Source organism: Streptomyces sp. NPDC056738 (assembly GCF_042790435.1).
Taxonomy (GTDB): Bacteria; Actinomycetota; Actinomycetes; order Streptomycetales; family Streptomycetaceae; genus Streptomyces.
In genome coordinates this window covers 128,381-145,184 of the sequence record NZ_JBHTZF010000019.1, presented here as the reverse complement: position 1 = coordinate 145,184, position 16,804 = coordinate 128,381, and the positions used below count along the sequence as shown (strand labels likewise).

13 protein-coding genes are annotated in these 16,804 nt (G+C 72.0%); 3 read left to right on the top strand and 10 right to left on the bottom strand.

The features are described 5' to 3' along the window. Positions 1-55: 55 nt before the first annotated feature. The 4 genes from ACFRIC_RS36650 to ACFRIC_RS36635 form a co-directional block, all read right to left on the bottom strand. Positions 56-688 carry an ATP/GTP-binding protein gene (locus tag ACFRIC_RS36650; protein ID WP_382795412.1) on the bottom strand — a complete coding sequence of 211 codons (633 nt, stop codon included), beginning with the start codon at positions 686-688 and terminating at the stop codon, positions 56-58. After that, complete coding sequence (locus ACFRIC_RS36645) at positions 639-1,070, bottom strand: DUF742 domain-containing protein (protein ID WP_382795440.1); 432 nt, start codon at positions 1,068-1,070, stop codon at positions 639-641. Before ACFRIC_RS36645 ends, ACFRIC_RS36650 begins: the two co-directional genes overlap by 50 nt. Before the next feature lie 73 nt (positions 1,071-1,143). Then, the gene (locus ACFRIC_RS36640) at positions 1,144-1,617 is read right to left on the bottom strand and encodes a roadblock/LC7 domain-containing protein (RefSeq protein ID WP_365485868.1); all 474 of its coding nucleotides are present in this window, start codon (positions 1,615-1,617) and stop codon (positions 1,144-1,146) included. A gap of 2 nt (positions 1,618-1,619) precedes the next feature. Next, the gene (locus tag ACFRIC_RS36635; RefSeq protein ID WP_382795409.1) at positions 1,620-4,196 is read right to left on the bottom strand and encodes an ATP-binding protein; all 2,577 of its coding nucleotides are present in this window, start codon (positions 4,194-4,196) and stop codon (positions 1,620-1,622) included. 355 nt (positions 4,197-4,551) lie between these two features. On the opposite strand from ACFRIC_RS36635, the gene ACFRIC_RS36630 reads away from it, so the two are divergent. The 3 genes from ACFRIC_RS36630 (at position 4,552) to ACFRIC_RS36620 (ending at position 8,968) form a co-directional block, all read left to right on the top strand. Then, a complete protein-coding gene (locus ACFRIC_RS36630; protein ID WP_382795436.1) occupies positions 4,552-5,496 on the top strand; it encodes a glycine betaine ABC transporter substrate-binding protein in 945 nt (314 codons plus the stop codon). A 109-nt stretch (positions 5,497-5,605) separates the two neighbouring features. Further along, positions 5,606-7,261: an aromatic amino acid lyase gene (locus ACFRIC_RS36625; protein WP_382795407.1), complete on the top strand. Its 1,656-nt coding sequence runs from the start codon at positions 5,606-5,608 to the stop codon at positions 7,259-7,261. 66 nt (positions 7,262-7,327) lie between these two features. Continuing rightward, entirely contained in the window at positions 7,328-8,968 is a 1,641-nt protein-coding gene (locus ACFRIC_RS36620; protein WP_382795404.1) for a serine/threonine-protein kinase, read from the top strand. A gap of 41 nt (positions 8,969-9,009) precedes the next feature. Here the strand turns inward: ACFRIC_RS36620 and ACFRIC_RS36615 are convergent, their stop codons facing one another. The 6 genes from ACFRIC_RS36615 to ACFRIC_RS36590 form a co-directional block, all read right to left on the bottom strand. Then, positions 9,010-9,414, bottom strand: coding sequence for a hypothetical protein (locus tag ACFRIC_RS36615; RefSeq protein ID WP_382795402.1), 405 nt, complete (start codon positions 9,412-9,414; stop codon positions 9,010-9,012). A 68-nt stretch (positions 9,415-9,482) separates the two neighbouring features. Next, on the bottom strand, positions 9,483-11,237 hold the full coding sequence (oxc, locus tag ACFRIC_RS36610; protein ID WP_382795400.1) for an oxalyl-CoA decarboxylase: 1,755 nt from the start codon (positions 11,235-11,237) through the stop codon (positions 9,483-9,485). A 187-nt stretch (positions 11,238-11,424) separates the two neighbouring features. After that, complete coding sequence (locus ACFRIC_RS36605) at positions 11,425-11,637, bottom strand: formate dehydrogenase subunit delta (RefSeq protein ID WP_382795397.1); 213 nt, start codon at positions 11,635-11,637, stop codon at positions 11,425-11,427. A 1-nt stretch (position 11,638) separates the two neighbouring features. Then, on the bottom strand, positions 11,639-14,461 hold the full coding sequence (gene fdhF / locus ACFRIC_RS36600) for a formate dehydrogenase subunit alpha (RefSeq protein WP_382795395.1): 2,823 nt from the start codon (positions 14,459-14,461) through the stop codon (positions 11,639-11,641). Further along, complete coding sequence (locus tag ACFRIC_RS36595; RefSeq protein WP_382795392.1) at positions 14,458-16,077, bottom strand: formate dehydrogenase beta subunit; 1,620 nt, start codon at positions 16,075-16,077, stop codon at positions 14,458-14,460. Before ACFRIC_RS36595 ends, fdhF begins: the two co-directional genes overlap by 4 nt. Further along, positions 16,074-16,553, bottom strand: a complete 480-nt coding sequence (locus ACFRIC_RS36590; protein ID WP_382795390.1) for an NAD(P)H-dependent oxidoreductase subunit E — start codon at positions 16,551-16,553, stop codon at positions 16,074-16,076. Before ACFRIC_RS36590 ends, ACFRIC_RS36595 begins: the two co-directional genes overlap by 4 nt. Between the last annotated feature and the right edge of the window lie 251 nt (positions 16,554-16,804).

Sequence of the window (16,804 nt, the reverse complement as noted above, 5' to 3'; positions counted from 1 at the left end):
GATGCGGGGAGGGGGACGGCCTTCAGGCCGTCCCCCTCCCCGCATCCGCGTCCGTCTACTCTCCCCGAGCGTGTGCCCCGCCCTCGGCCCGGGCGAGGGCGTGTTCCAGGACGACGAGCAAGGCGTCCCGCACGGACCCCCGGTCGCGCGCGTCGAACACGGTCAGCGGCACGTGGTCGGCGACGTCGAGGGCCCACCGCACGTCGTCCAGATCGTGTTCGACCCTGCCGTCGAAGGCGTTGACGGCCACCGCGAAGGGGATGTCGCGGTGCTCGAAGTAGTCGACGGCCGCGTAGCAGTCGTCGAGCCGCCGGGTGTCGACGATGACGAGCCCGCCGAGCGCGCCCTCGACGAGGTCGTCCCACATGAACCCGAACCGCTCCTGGCCGGGCGTGCCGAACAGGTAGAGCTTGAGCGTCGGGTCGAGGGTGACGCAGCCGAAGTCCATGGCGACGGTCGTCGTCACCTTCTCCGGGGTGTGGCTGAGGTCGTCGACGCCGGCGGCGACCGAGGTGATGGACGCCTCGGTGGTCAGCGGCTCGATCTCCGAAATGGCCCCCACCGTCGTGGTCTTGCCCACGCCGAAGCCGCCGGCGATCACCATCTTCACGGGCAGGGGCGGCCGGGGACGCTCGTCGTCATCCCTCACGGATCGCGCCCCGGGAGTCGGGGACAGCTCGGAGACCATCGATCACCCTTCGCAGAACAGTGACATCGCGGTTGGAACGGGCCTGCGGCGCGTACAGGGCCAGTTGCCCGTCGGCGCGCAGATCGTCGGCGAGAACCCGGACCACATTCAAGTGCATCCGGAGCCTCGCCGCGATCTCCGCGAGCGACTGCGGCTCGCGGCAGACCGTGATGATGTCGCGGTGCTGGTCGAAGACGAAGCGGTCCAGTGCCGCCAGCCCCACACGCGTGGCCACCACCTGTGTCTCGATCGGTATCGGCGGTACGAGACTGTCTCCGCCGGCGATCCGTCCCGCGGTCAGCAGGAACGGCCGGACGACCGAGGCAGGGCGTTCCGCTCCCCCCTCGGCGTCGCCGCCGGCCAATGGCTCGCCGGACGTCATCACGTCCTCCCCCTTCAACTCGGCGCGCGTCACCGGTCGTGTGACGTGCCCTCGGACAGCGGCCGGCCGGTGGTCAACCGGCCGGTGCGACACCCACGGTTCGCTTCAGCTCCATCACCAGTTGCGGACTGAGCACCGCACCGGCCCGGTTGGCGAACAGCGTCATCTCGTACGCGATGTTGCCGAGCTTCGCCTCCTTCGAGGTGACCACGCCGAGCACCGCACCGGCGCCGAGCGAGGACACCAGCACGTGCCCTTCCTCCAGGTCGATGATGACCTTGTTGAGGCTGCCGAGGCCGTAGTTGCCGGAGGCCCCCATGGCGAGGCTGGTGATGCCGGAGACGATCGCCGCGAGCCGCTCGGAGTCGGCCTGGCCGCGCAGTTGGGAGACCGCGATGAGCAGCCCGTCGGAGGAGACACCGATCACGTCGACGACCCCGGCGGTCTCGGTGGCGAATCGGTTGAGCAGCCAGTTGAAGTCGGCAGCGGCCGTCTTCACGTCCGCCGCGGGTTCCGCTGTCCGGGACTCGGGTCCGCCTGTCCACATGGTCACGTGCTCATGCCTTCCGGAGAAGAGGGTCTTCTGTTCTGGTCGTCGGTCCCGGCCGGGCCGCCGGGTCTGCCGCCCGGCCGGGTCACCAAGGTCGTGCGGTCCTCGGCCGCGCTCTCGCGTTCGGCCCGCAGGACGGCGGCCTCGAACTCGTCGAGTTCGGAGCGCGCGGCCTCGGCGTCCGTCGGCTGCCAGGACGGCGGCCTGCGGTGGGTGGGGGGTTCGGTGGGCCGGGGCAGCCGGCTCGCCGCGGTGCCGGCCGACAGGGTCGCCCCGCGCACGCGGCGGCGCAGCGGACCGGTCTCGCCGGAGCGCGCCGGTCCGGTGGGTGCCGGTCCGGTGGGTGCCGGGTCGGCCCCGCTGCCGGGCCTGGCGCCGCCGTGCGTGGTCGCGCGCTCGGCGCCGGTGTCCGCCGTCTCCGACCGGCGGGCGTGGCCGGGGGACTCGGCGGTACGGGACCAGGAGGGCACCCTGCGGGGCAGGCCCGCGGGTCCGGCCGGCGCCTCGATCCGCGCCTTGCGCGGCTCGGCGGGTCCGGGGCGGCGCGCCGGTGGCTGCATGCGCGGGGCCCGCACGGGGGCGGCGACCTGGTCGCCGGGCACGAGGTGGGCCGCGGGGACGGCGACGGTGGCGGTGACACCGCCGCCCGGGGTACGGGACAGGACGACCTCGATGCCCCAGCGCCGGGACAGGCCGCCGACCACGAACAGACCGAGCACCTCGGTGGGCGCCAGGTCGAGGCGCTCGCGCCGGATCAGCCGGGCGTTCTCCTGCTCCAGGCGCTCCGGGCTCATGCCCAGTCCGTGGTCGATGATCTCCACGAGGGCTCCGCCGCCGTGGTGGCGGGGCCGCAGGACGACTTCGACGCCGCTGGTCGCCGGGGAGAACATCACGGCGTTCTCCAGGAGTTCGGCGAGCATGAGGGTCAGGTCGCCGACGATGTCGGGGACGACGGTGACATCGCCCTCGGCGTGCGGGGTGACGCGCTGGTAGCCCTCGATCTGGCCGAGCGAGGCGCGCACGATGTTGCTGAGCCGCATCGGTTCGGTGTTGAGGCCCGTCTCGCTGATCCCGGCGAGCAGCATGAGGCTGTCGGCGTTGCGCTGGAGACGGACGGCGATGTGGTCGATGCGGTAGAGCCGGTCCAGCACCTCGGGGTCGGTCTCGCCCCGCTCCACGGAGTCGATCAGGGCGAGTTGGCGGGCCGTCAGGTTGCTGACGCGGCGGCCGACGTTGCCGAACATCTCGGCGATGTTGCGCCGGCCGACGACCTGGCGTTCCAGCAGCGCGCTCGCGGTGACCTGAACCTGGTTGAAGGCTTCGGCCAGTTCACCGATCTCGTCGCGCACCGGCACGGGAACGGCCTCCAGGCGCGGCGGGCTCGCGTCGTCGGCGTCGTCGTCGGCGACGCGGGCGAGCTCGCTCTTGGCGGCGCCGGCCACGTGCTGGGCCGCGGAGGTGAGGGCGCGTACGGTCCGCACCACGGACCGCCGGGTCAGCACGGAGAACGCCAGCCAGCCCGCGAAGGCGGCCAGGATGCCGGCGATCAGCCAGGCGACCCGCCACCAGGCGGAGTTCGACGCGGACTGGGCGTTCCCCGCGATCCCGCCGATCAGCGACTGGACGATCTTCAGCCGGTTCTCGGCCTGCCGCTCATAGGTGGGCCCGGCGCGCAGCGCCTCGTCGAGCGCGGCCCGGAGCTGGGTCGCGTTCTCGGCGACCAGCGCTCCGGTGTCGACCTGGAGCGCGGCCCAGTGCTGGGTGATGACGCTCTGGTAGGGGCTGTGCTCGATCCCGGCGAGGTCGGTGCCCTGTTCGGGGCCCGCGAACCGGGTGAACCGCTCGGCCTGGTAGGTGTACTGGTCGTAGTCGCCGACGGCGCCGGTGAACTCGATGAGCGCGTTGGCGTCACGGGTGCGGGCGGCGAAGACGCTGGTCTCGAAGGAGGCGTGGGCGGTGTCGGCGCGCAGCAGGGCGTCGAGCAGATTGCCGGCGGACGCGGAGGACTCGCTGCCCGAGCGGCCGAGACCGAGGCCGTCGATGAGTCCCTCGATCACCGATCCGTACGCCGGGTCGATGTTGTCGGCGGGGATCGGCCCCTGCTCGACGGTCGTGCGGAGGCTGTCCAGGCCTTCGAGCTCCTTGAGCGCCTCGGCCTCGCCGGCGGGCAGCCGGTCGCCGTAGGCGGAGCGGACCGCCGCGATGCGGGCGCCGACCTTGTCCTGCGCGGCCAGATAGGCGGCGGTGTCCGGGGCGCTCTTCCCCTTGCCCGAACCGGCGGCCTCGTAGCGCAGGGAGACCAGGAGCGCCTGCCGGTGCTCGGTCTGCACGGCGTCGATGAGTTGCGTCACCTGCGCGCTGTCGCGCACGAGTTGGGCGGTCTCGGCGGCGGATCTGGCCTTGCCGATTTCCCCGGACACGACATAGGCGAGCATCACGGAGATGACGGCGAGCGGCACGATCACCAGGACGTTGAGTTTCCGGCGGAAAGGCCAGCGGTCCAGCAGAGATGGTGTCCGGCCGGTCCCGAGAGCAGTGGACGGCTGCCCCGAGGCGGCCTTTCTGTGCGCGGGCACCCAACCTCCTTGACGTCATTCCCCGTTGGCATCCCGAAGACAGGCTTGCGTGGATCAATGGTCACGAGCAGCGCGATCGGGCCGACAAGTGGAAGGGGGCCCTCGACGCGGCCAACACTAGCGGCTGCCGTCAGAGTACGGCCATGATCAACCGAAAAGTGGCACGCAAAGACGCCTGGTTCGCTCATGTTTCAGTCGCGTTGCGCCTACGGGCTGAAGCGGCCCGGTCCCCATCAGTGATCTATTCGTGTCTTGACGGTAGTTGAGGCGGCTCGATTGGATCGTCAGGACCGTCACCCGAGCCCACCAGCCACCACCGCCCCGCCGATTGCCAAGTCTGGATGAACAAGTGACCATCGCCAGAAGCACTCGTACCTCCGCAACCTCCGCTGTATCTCTGCTGGTTGTGGCCGCCGCCGCGCTGACGGGCTGCGGATCCTCCGACGACTCGGGCAACAAGGACCCGTTGAAGGGCGACACCGCCAAGGCCGGTACGGTCGTCGTCGGTTCCAACAACTTCCCCGAGAGCATCCTGCTCGCCGACATCTACGGCGAGGCCCTCAAGGCCAAGGGGATCAAGGTCAGTTACAAGCTGAACATCGGCAGCCGCGAGACCACGTACGGACTGATCAAGAACGGCACGATCACGGTCCTGCCGGAGTACAACGGCGCGCTGCTCGCCTACCTGGACGCCAAGGCCGCGCCGACGTCCGTCGACGAGACCAGCTCGGCGATCTCGGCCAAGCTCGACGCGAAGCTCTCCCTGCTGCAGCCGTCCGAGGCCCAGGACAAGGACGCGATCGCCCTGAACGAGGCGACGGCCAAGAAGTACAACCTCACGGAGAAGTCGAGCATCAGCGACCTCGCCGACGTGGCGAAGGACCTGGTCGTCGGCGGCTCGCCCGAATTCCAGACCCGGCAGCAGGGCCTGAAGGGCCTGAAGTCCGTATACGGTCTCGATTTCAAGAGTTTCAAGGCGCTGGACGCGGGTGGCCCGCTCACCGTGGCGGCGCTGAAGGGGAACAGCATCCAGGCCGCGGACATCTTCACGACGGACCCCGGAATCAGCAAGAACAAGTTCGTCGTGCTGCAGGACACCAAGAACCTTTTCGGGTTCGAGAACGTAACTCCGCTGACATACAAGAGCGGTCTGCCCGCGGCCGGGGTCTCGGTCCTCAACGACGTCTCGGCGAAGCTCGACACCGAAGCCCTGGTGAAGCTGAACAGCGACGTGCAGAACGGCAACAAGGACCCGCTGGACGTCGCCAAGAACTGGCTGGCCTCGGCCGGACTGAGCTGACCCCGGCACCGGCGGCCCGGACGCCGGACGCCCAGGGCCGGGAGACGGGCCTCCCGGCCCGGTCCGTCTGTCGACGGTGACGGAGTACGGCTGAGGAGTGAGGTCCGTCATGCTCGAGCGCACGGCCGAGGCCGCCCCGGTCGGGCCGGCCTCGTGGAGCGCGCCGTCCGGCGCCGCCCTCGACGGCCGGGGGCTCGACGCCGCCACGGTGGCCCGGGTCGCCGACGGGGCGCCGCCACCCCCCGTGTGTCCGGCGGCACTCGCGACGATGGAGCACACCCGGCGGGCCGCGCACCGGCTGGCGGCCGAGGGTGCCCGCGTCTACGGACGCAGCACCGGCGTGGGAGCGCACCGGGGACTGGCCGTCGAGGAACACGACGGCGCGGGCCACGATCTGCGGCTGCTGCTGAGCCACGCGGGCGGGGTGGGCGAGGAACTGCCCGCCCGCCAGGTCCGCGCGATGATGGTGGTACGGGCCAACCAGCTCCTCGTCGGCGGCTCGGGGGCGGCCCCCGAGATCGCCACGGCCATCACGCGGGCGCTGGGGGCGGGTGTGCGTCCCCGGGTGCCCGAGTACGGGTCCGTGGGTACCGGTGACCTGACCGCGCTGGCCCGTCTGGGGCTCGCGCTCTTCGGCCACGACACGTGGGCGCCCCGTACTCCCCCGTCCGAGAGAACGTCGGCCGAGAGAACGTCGACCGAGAGACCGTCGGCCGAGAAGCCGTCAGCCGGGCAGGGGGCTCCCGAACCCCTGCGGCTGCGACGCGGGGACGCCCTGGCCCTGTTGAGCAGCAACGCCCTCACCCTCGGGGAGTCCGCGCTCGCCTGGCACGACCTCGGGGCACCGCTGCGTGCCTCCCATGTGGTGGCCGCGCTCGCCCTGCACGCGGTGGACGGCTCCCTCGAACCGTACGCACCGGAGGTCCACGCGGCCCATCCGCACCCGGCGATCGCGCGCGCGGCGGAACACGTCCGGTGGCTGCTCGGCGCGGCGACCGGATCGGGGACAGGCGCTCCGGGACGGGCGGACAGGGTGCCGGCACGGGTGCAGGACCCCTTCGGCTTCCGGTGCTTCCCACAGGCTCACGGTCCCGCGATGGAGACGTGGTCCGGCCTGGAACGGGTGCTGTCCATCGACCTCAACTCCGCCACCGAGAATCCACTGATCGGCTGGGACGACGTCACGGGCGCTCCCGCCGCCCGGCATCACGGCGGCTTCTTCACCGCGCCGCTCACCCTCGCGCTCGACCAGTCGGTCCTCGCCGTGCTCGGCACGGCCCGGCTCTCCGCGGCCCGGCTGTCCGCCCTCGGCCGTCCCGAACTGACCGGACTGCGCTCCTACTTGGCCGACGCCTCCTCGGCCGGGTCGGGGATGATGATCCTGGAGTACAGCGCCGCGTCCGCCCTCGCGGAGATCCAGGCGTGCGCCACCCCGGCCTCGCTCGGACATGTCGTGCTGTCCCAGGGCATGGAGGAGGCGGCGACGTTCGCGACCCAGGCCGCGCGCAAGGCGCTGCGGGCGGCGAGGGCGTACCGGCTGGTCCTGGCCTGCGAACTCGTCGCGACCGTACGGGCGTTGCGGCTGCGCGGCACGCCGCCGGCGCCCGGCACCCCGGCGGGCCGCGCCTACCTGCGCGCCGCGGCGGCGCTGGACCCGGACATGCGGGACCGCCCCCTCACCGACGACGTGACCGTGGCGGCGGACCTGCTGGACGAGTTCGCCGCACTCGTCGTCGGCGAAGGGGAGCCGGCACGGCTGGGTTAGAGTCGGCGCGGTCCCCGGTCGGAGGTTCTGCCGTGGGCGGGCTGTGCGTTGGGGGATGACGGCACCATGCGGTACGAACACGTGGAACTCTCCGGGTACGAGATCCAGGAGGTCCTCGGCAGGGGCGGCTTCGCCACGGTCTACCGGGCCCATCAGGTGGCGGTGGGCCGCGAGGTCGCGCTCAAGGTCGACAGCAGGGTCCTGGCCACGGACCGCGACCGGCAGCGCTTCCTGCGCGAGGTCACGGCCGCGGGCCGGTTGTCCGGACATCCGCACGTGGTGCCGGTGTACGACGCCGGCGTCCTCGGTGACGACCGCCCGTACATGGTCATGGAGCTGTGTCCGGGCGGCTCGCTCGGCGACCGCCTGCACCGCCACGGACCACTCTCGGTCAAGGAGGCCCGGGACATCGGGCTCGGCATCGCCGACGCGCTGGCCGCGGCCCACACCGCCGGGGTGCTGCACCGCGACATCAAGCCGGGCAACATCATGGTCAACCGGTACGGCGGGGCCGCCCTCACCGACTTCGGTCTGGCCGCCATGCCGAGGCCCGGCCGGGAGCTGTCGGTGACACGCGAGGCGCTGACCCCGGCGTACGCGCCGCCCGAGGCCTTCCACCTGGCCGAGCCCACCACGACGGGCGACGTGTACTCGCTCGCCGCCACGCTCTACGCCCTCCTGCGCGGCCGCCCGCCGCACCACCCCGACGACGGCACCCAGCTCAGTCTCGCGGAGCTCATCGTCCGGCACACCTGGCCCTACGCCGACCTGCCGGGCGTGCCGGGTGCGCTCAACGAGGTGCTCAGACAGGCCCTGGAGACGGATCCGTCCTCACGGACGCGGGACGCGTCGGCGCTGCGGGACGCTCTGGCCGCGGTCGACGTCGACAGCGCGGCCCGGGGCGTGTTCGGACCGGCGCCCCGGTCGGCCACCACCGTCCCCGCCCACCGCGACACGCCTCCCGCCTCCCCCACCCCGCCCACCACGCTTCCCCCACCGCCCGCGGCCCCGCACGCACCGGGCCCGGCGGCCCCGGGCGACCACTCCGCCGGCGGTGGCGCGGCGAGCACGGTGGCGGAGCCGGGGGCCCGCGGGTCCTCGCGGTGGCGGCCGGGTCTGATCGGCGTGCTGGCGGCGGTCGTGGTCTCGGTGAGCGTGTCCGTCACCTGGGTGGTCAACACGTACGGGTCGCCGGACGGTCCCGGCTCGTCCACGGGCGGATCCCCTGCCCCGGGCGCCTCGGGCAAGGCCTCGCCGGGCGCCGACGCGGCCTTCGGCGGCGTACGGACCACGCGGAGCGGCTGCCCGGCCGCCGGCGTCGAAGGGGTGGGCGGCCGCTGCGTCACGACCCCCGAGTGCTGGAGCGGCATCACCGACATCTCGGGGACGATCACCGTCAGCCGCGCCGACTGCCACGTCGCGCACGTGTGGCAGACCTTCGCCGTCGCCCCGCTGCCCAAGGACGGGATGACGTACAACGCGCGGGATCTCGTGAGGCATCCCGACGTCAAGGCACTGTGTTCGCAGCAGGTGATGCGTGACTCCCTTGCGTCCGCGCGCCGTTCGGACGGCACCCGCTGGGACGTGGACGTCCTCCCGCCGACCGCCCCGCAGTGGGCCGAGGGCCTCAGGGTGTTCCGCTGCGTGGCCGCGGCGGAGACGGACGACGGCGAGATCACCGGCAGCCACTTCGGCGCGGACGGCTGATGCGTCCCGCGGACCTGAACGGGCCCCGCCGGTCCGGGACTTCAGACCGCCGGGCGTTCCCGCCCGGCCCTCGTCAACAGCCACTGCCAGCGCCGGCGTTCGGTCACGCAGGTCGCGGCGGCCAGCACGGTGACCGGGACCGCCGCCCAGGCGGGCCAGGCGAGCCACGAGGACACCACCGCCGCGACCAGTTGCAGCAGCACCAGCAGCACGGTCGCCCAACCCGGCACCGGCACGACGACGTCGGCCTTGTCCCCCGGTGTCGCGAAGACCGTCGGCAGGCCGATGAGCAGCACCACGGACGCCACGGCGAGCAGCCACGAACGGTCCGACAGCGCCCACGGGGTGGCCACCCAGGCCACGATCTCCGTCGTGAAGCGGAGGACGGACGGCACGCGGTCGTCGGGTCGCCCCGACGTGGTCGTTCCGGGCGCGGTATCGGTCACCGCGAAACGATCCCACGCCTGACTCCCGATCACCAGAGGGGCACGATCCCGAGGAGGCCGGCCCCCGCTCACCTCGCGGCGGACCCGATGTTCCCGCCCGTGATGCCCTTCGGGTTCAGGTGGGCGATGTGGCCGCTCTCGGTGCCGGCGGAGGGGTCGATGACGCAGTCGACGAGCGCCGGGCCTCCGGAGGCCAGCGCCTCGGTGAGGGCCGCGGTGACCTCGGCGGGTGTGGTCGCGCGGTAGCCCTTGCCGCCGAACGCCTCGATCATCCGGTCGTGGCGGGCCGAGCGCATCAGCGTGGTCGGGGACGGAGCGTCGCCCAGGGGATTGACGTCGTCGCCGCGGTAGACGCCTCCGTTGTTCATGACGACCGTGACGACGGGCAGCCCGTACCGGCAGATCGTCTCCAGTTCCATGCCGCTGAACCCGAAGGCACTGTCGCCCTCCACGGCGACGACCGGGGCGCCGCCGCTCTCGACGGCGGCGGCGATCGCGTAGCCCATGCCGATGCCCATGACGCCCCAGGTGCCGCTGTCGAGGCGATGCCGCGGTACGCGCATCTCGATGACGTTGCGCGCGATGTCCAGGGCGTTCGCGCCCTCGTTGACGATGTACGTCTCCGGGTGCTCGCGCACGACGTCGCGTACGGCCTTCAGCGCGCCCATGAACTGCATGGGATGCGGATCCGCGTTCAGCCGCTCCGCCATCTTGGCCACGTTCAGCGCAGAGCGTGCCTCCAGTTCCGCGCGCCAGGCGGCGGGGGCCGTGATCCGGCCGGGTTTGGCGCGCTCGGCGATCGCGTCCAGCACCGACTCGATGTCTCCGACGAGCGGGGCGGCGATGGGCTGGTTGCTGTCCATCTCCCTGGCCTCGATGTCGACGTGCACGAACCGGGCTTCGGGGTTCCACTGCGGTGCCTGGCCGTGGTTCAGCAGCCAGTTGAGGCGGGCGCCGACGAGCATGACGACGTCGGCCCGCTTCAGCGCCAGCGAACGGGCGGTGGCCGCCGACTGCGGGTGGTCGTCGGGCAGCAGGCCCTTGGCCATCGACATCGGTACGAACGGGATGCCGGTGGACTCCACGAACTCGCGGACGCGTTCGTCGGCCTGCGCGTACGCGGCACCCTTGCCGAGCACCAGCAGCGGCCGTTCCGCGCCGGCGAGCAGTTCGACGGCCCGGTCCACCGCCTCGGGTCCCGGGAACTGGCGCGGCGCGGGGTCGACGAGCCGGCTCAGCGTCCGCGCGCCCGTCTCCGCGTCCATGACGGAGCCGAGCACCGCGGCGGGGATGTCGAGATACACGCCGCCGGGGCGCCCCGAGACCGCGGTGCGCAGGGCACGGGCGATGCCCCGGCCGATGTCCTCCACGCGGCTGACCCGGTAGGCCGCCTTGCAGAACGGCTGCGCGGCGGCGAGCTGGTCCATCTCCTCGTAGTCACCCTGCCGGAGGTCGACCAGGTGCCGCTCGCTGGAACCGGAGATCTGCACCATGGGGAAGCAGTTGGTGGTGGCGTTGGCCAGGGCGACCAGACCGTTCAGGAACCCCGGCGCGGACACGGTCAGGCAGATGCCGGGCTTCCTGGTGAGAAAGCCGGCGGCCGCCGCGGCGTGACCGGCGTTGCTCTCGTGCCGGAACCCGATGTAGCGGATGCCCCGCGCCTGCGCGAGACGGGCCAGGTCGGTGATGGGGATGCCGACGACCCCGTAGATCGTGTCGACGTCGTTCATCTGCAGCGCGTCGACGACCAGGTGGTAGCCGTCGGTGAGCTCGGTCGGCGCGTCGGTGTCCGCCGCGGTCTCCGGTGTCGAGGGAGCGGTCATGGTCCGAGGTCCTCCTTGGGCTGGTTCTGTCGGTTTCGGTCCCGTGGTTTCCGCTTCGGCGGGGGCCGGTCCTGGTGGCTCCCGGGTCCAGTGGGGGGCCGGTCCAGGTGATTTCCGGTTCTGCCGCGGGCCGGTCCTGGTGGCTTTTCGGTTCTGGCGGTGGCCACTCCGGGGTGGCCGCCCTCGCTCAGCGCAGGAGCCGTACCGCCGCGATCACCAGCGGATGCAGCCCGTCGGCTCCGGTGTCGGCGTACGCGAGGAGGCGGGAGCGCATACGGGGGTCCCAGAAGCGGCCGATGTGTCCCGCGACGGCCTCGGCGGCCGCCTCCTCCGGCAGATGCCCGAGGTTCCGGGCGATGTCGTTGGCCATGCGGCGCTCCGGGGGCACGGTCGCCGTCATCTCAGTCCCCCGCCGTGAGGACGTCGTCGGCGGCGCGCTCGGGTGTCCGCGCGGGCTGCCCGAGCGGGTGGGCGAGCCCGACCTGTACGGCGGTCACCTTGTACTCGGGGCAGTTGGTCGCCCAGTCCGAGTTCTCGGTGGTCACCACGTTGGCGCCGGTCACGGGGTGGTGGAACGTGGTGTAGACGACGCCGGCCGGCATCCGGTCGGAGATCTCCGCCCGCAGCCTGGTGCTCCCGACACGGCTGGCCAGCGTCACCAGCGCGCCGTCGGTGATGCCGCGGACCTCGGCGTCGTGCGGGTGCAGTTCCAGGACGTCCTCGGGATGCCAGGCGACGTTGCCCGTCCGCCGGGTCTGCGCGCCGACGTTGTACTGGCTGAGGATGCGCCCGGTGGTGAGCACGAGCGGGAAGCGCCGGGTGCTGCGTTCGTCGGTCGGCACATAGGCGGTGACGACGAACCGGCCCTTGCCGCGCACGAATGCGTCGACGTGCATGACCGGTGTCCCCTCGGGGGCGGAGGCGTTGCACGGCCACTGCACGCTGCCCAGCTTGTCGAGCAGACCGAAGGACACTCCGGTGAACGTCGGGGTGACGGCGGCGATCTCGTCCATGATGCGGCCCGGATGGTCGTACGACATCGGGTATCCCATGGCGGTGGCGATCTCGCACACGATCTGCCACTCGTGCCTGCCGGTCCTCGGCTTCATCACGGCGCGCACCCGGTTGATCCTGCGTTCGGCGTTGGTGAAGGTGCCGTCCTTCTCCAGGAAGGACGCGCCGGGCAGGAAGACGTGGGCGAACCTGGCCGTCTCGTTGAGGAACAGGTCCTGCACGACGACGAGTTCCATGGCTTCGAGCGCGGCGGTGACGTGCTGGAGGTTGGGGTCGGACTGCGCGATGTCCTCTCCATGCACGAACAGGCCGCGGAACGTCCCGTCGATCGCCGCGTCGAACATGTTGGGGATGCGCAGTCCGGGTTCGGCGAGGAGGGTGCCGCCCCACAGGTTCTCGAACACCTCGCGGACGGCGTCGTCGGACACATGCCGGTAGCCTGGCAGTTCGTGCGGGAACGAGCCCATGTCGCAGGAGCCCTGGACGTTGTTCTGTCCGCGCAGGGGGTTGACCCCGACGCCGTCGCGGCCGATGTTGCCGCACGCCATCGCGAGGTTGGCCATCCCCATGACCATGGTGGAGCCCTGGCTGTGCTCGGTGACGCCGAGGCCGTAGTAGATGGCGCCGTTGGGTGCCGTCGCGTACAGCCGTGCGGCGGCGCGCAGTTGGGCGGCGGGGACGCCGCTGATCCCCTCGGTGGCCTCCGGGCTGTTCTCCGGCCGGGCGACGAACTCCGCCCACGCGTCGAAGTCTTCGCACCGCGTGTCCACGAACGTCCGGTCGACGAGCCCTTCGGTGACGACCACGTGGGCCATGGCGTTCACGACGGCGACATTGGTGCTGGGGCGGAGCTGGAGGTGGTGCGCGGCCTCGATGTGCGGGGAGCGCACCAGGTCGATGCGGCGCGGGTCGACGACGATCAGCTCCGCGCCCTCGCGCAGGCGCCGCTTCATCCGGGAGGCGAACACCGGGTGTCCGTCGGTGGGGTTGGCCCCGATCACCATGATGACGTCGGCCTGCGCCACCGAGCGGAAGTCCTGGGTGCCGGCCGACTCCCCGAAGGTCTGCTTGAGTCCGTATCCGGTCGGGGAGTGGCAGACGCGGGCGCAGGTGTCCACGTTGTTGTTGCCGAACGCGGCGCGCACCATCTTCTGGACGACGTACACCTCCTCGTTGGTGCACCGCGACGAGGAGATCGCGCCGATCGCCCCCTGGCCGTGGCGCCTCTGGATGTCCCGCATCCGGCGGGCGACCGTGCCGATGGCCTCGTCCCAGCCGACCTCGCGCCAGGGGTCGGTGACGCGGTCGCGCACCATCGGCTTGAGGACCCGGTCGGGGTGGGTGGCGTAGCCGAAGGCGAAGCGGCCCTTCACGCAGGAGTGGCCCTCGTTGGCGCCGCCGTCCTTGTACGGCACCATGCGGACGAGTTCGTCGCCGCGCAGCTCGGCCTTGAAGGAGCAGCCGACCCCGCAGTAGGCGCACGTGGTGACCACCGACCGGGTCGGCATGCCGAGCTGGACCACCGACTTCTCCTGGAGCGTGGAGGTCGGGCAGGCCTGGACGCAGGCGCCGCAGGACACGCACTCGGAGTCCATGAACGTCTCGGCGGCGCCGGGTGAGACCTTGGAGTCGAAGCCGCGTCCCTCGATGGTGAGCGCGAAGGTGCCCTGGACCTCGCCGCAGGCGCGGACGCAGCGGGAGCACGCGATGCACTTGGCGGGGTCGAAGTCGAAGTACGGGTTGGAGGTGTCCTTCGGCGCGTCGAGGTGGTTCTCGCCCTCGTAGCCGTACCGCACCTGGCGCAGGCCCACCACGCCCGCCATGTCCTGGAGTTCGCAGTCGCCGTTGGCGGGACAGGTGAGACAGTCCAGCGGGTGGTCGGAGATGTACAGCTCCATGACGCCCTGGCGGAGCTTCTCCACCTTGGGTGTCTGGGTCCTGACCGTCATCCCGTCCGTCACCGGGGTGGTGCAGGAGGCGGGGGTGCCGCGCCGGCCGTCGATCTCCACCACGCACAGCCGGCAGGAGCCGAACGCCTCCAGGCTGTCGGTGGCGCACAGTCTGGGCACGGCGACACCGGCGAGCGCGGCGGCGCGCATCACGGAGGTGCCCTCGGGGACGGTCACCGCCAGCCCGTCGACCTCCACCGACACGGTGGCGGCCCCGGGCCGTTCGGGGGTTCCGAAGTCGGGTTCCTTGAGCAGGGTCATGACGTGGCCTCCCTCCTCGCGCCGCTCGGCGGGCGGGAGTCGGCCTCCCGGCCGGCCTCACGGGCGAGGAAGTCGTCAGGGAAGTGGGTGAGGGCGCTCCGTACGGGCATCGGTGTCAGTCCGCCCATCGCGCACAGCGAGCCGTCGGTCATCAGATCGCACAGGTCTTCCAGGAGCGCCAGGTTCTCGTCCGGGTGCCGACCGGCCACGATCTTGTCGATGACCTCGACGCCGCGCACCGAACCGACCCTGCACGGTGTGCACTTGCCGCAGGACTCCGCGGCGCAGAACTCCATCGCGAAGCGGGCCTGGGCGGCCATGTCGACGGTGTCGTCGAAGACGACGACGCCTCCGTGGCCGACCATCGCGCCTGCCTCCGCGAAGGCCTCGTAGTCCATGGGCAGGTCGAACATCGACGTGGGCAGATAGGCGCCGAGCGGTCCGCCGACCTGCGCCGTGCGCACCGGACGCCCGGAGAACGTGCCGCCGCCGTAGTCCTCGACCAGTTCGCGCAGGGTGACGCCGAACGCGGTCTCGACGATGCCGCCGTGCGCGATGTTGCCGCCGAGCTGGAAGACCTGGGTGCCGCGGGAGCGTCCGACACCGAGTTCCTCGTAGGCCCGCGCGCCGTCCGCGAGCACGACGGGGACGGTCGCGAGGGTGAGCACGTTGTTCACCACGGTCGGTCTGCCGAACAGGCCCTCGATCGCCGGGATCGGGGGTTTGGCGCGGACCGTGCCGCGCTTGCCCTCCAGGCTCTCCAGCAGGGAGGTCTCCTCGCCGCAGATGTACGCGCCGCCGCCGACGCGCACGTGCAGGTCGAAGGCGAGTCCGGAGCCGAGGATGTCCGCGCCGAGCCAGCCGTGTCCGCGGGCGATGCCGATCGCGGCCCGCATCGTGGCCACCGCGTCCGGGTACTCCGAGCGGATGTAGAGGTAGCCCTCGCTCGCCCCGACCGCGTGCGCGGCGATGGTCATGCCCTCGATGAGCATGAACGGGTCGCCCTCCATGACCATCCGGTCGGCGAAGGTGCCGCTGTCGCCCTCGTCGGCGTTGCAGCAGACGAACTTGAGGTCGTCGGCGCGGTCGAGGACGGTCTTCCATTTGACGCCGGCCGGGAAGCCCGCGCCGCCCCTGCCGCGCAGACCGGACGCGGTGACCTCGGCGACCACGTCCGCGGGCGGCCGCTCCAGCGCCGCGCGCAGTCCGGCGAGGCCGCCGTGCGCCACGTAGTCGTCCGTGGACAGCGGGTCGGTGACACCGACCCGGGCGAAGGTGACCCGGTTCTGCCGGGCCAGCCACGGGAGTTGCTCCACGACGCCGAGCCGCAGCGGATGGTCGGCGCCGTCGAGCAGGCCCGCGGCGAGCAGGTCCTCGACGTCGGACGGGGCCACGGGGCCGTATCCCACGCGGCCGTGCGGGGTCACCACCTCGATCAGGGGCTCCAGCCAGAGCATGCCGCGCGAGCCGTTGCGTACGACGTCGAGGGGGAGGCCGTCGCGCACGGCGGCCCGTCGCAGGGCGTCCGCGATGTCGTCGGCGCCGACGGACCGGGCCGCGGAGTCGCGGGGGACGTAGACGGTGGTCGTGGGGCGTGCCGTGCCGTCGCCGTTCACGAGGAGACCGTCCCGTCCAGGACCGAGCCCAGCCGGGCGGGTCCGACGCGCCCGTACAGCCGCCCGTTGACCTCGACGGACGGGCCCAGCGCGCAGTTGCCGAGGCAGAAGACCTGCTCGACGGTGAAGGCCCCGTCCGCGCTCGTCTCACCGAGCTCCAGTCCCGCCTCCCGCAGGTGTCGCACCAGACCCTCGGCGCCGAGCGCCTGGCAGGCCTCCGCCCGGCAGACGCGCACGGTGGTGCGCCCGGCCGGTTCCGCGCGGAAGTCGTGGTAGAAGGTCACCACTCCGTGGACGTCCGCCCGGGAGAGGTTGAACTCGTCGGCGAGCACGGGAATCGCCTCCCGCGGCACCCACCCCAACTCGGCCTGTACGGCGTGCAGTACGGGAAGGAGCGCGCCGCGCTGATCCCGGTGCGCGGCCGCCGCCCTCCGGACCACGCTCTCGACCGTCACGTCATCCACGCTGGCCGTCATGATCGCTCCGCCTTCCGTCGTGCGGGTTCCCGGCGATGCCTGCGAGACCGGGACACTACCCCATACAGGTTTCTGTATACAGAACTCAATCCGAATCAACCTCCTTCGGCGGGGCGGCACTTGGCCGCGGGAACGGACGACCGCGGGCACCTCGCGCGCGGCCCGTGGCTCGCGGACACCCGTTCAGGCACCCCCGCCGACCTGGGATCACCTCTCGGCCACCCCACCGTCTTGCATACGAAAACCTGTAT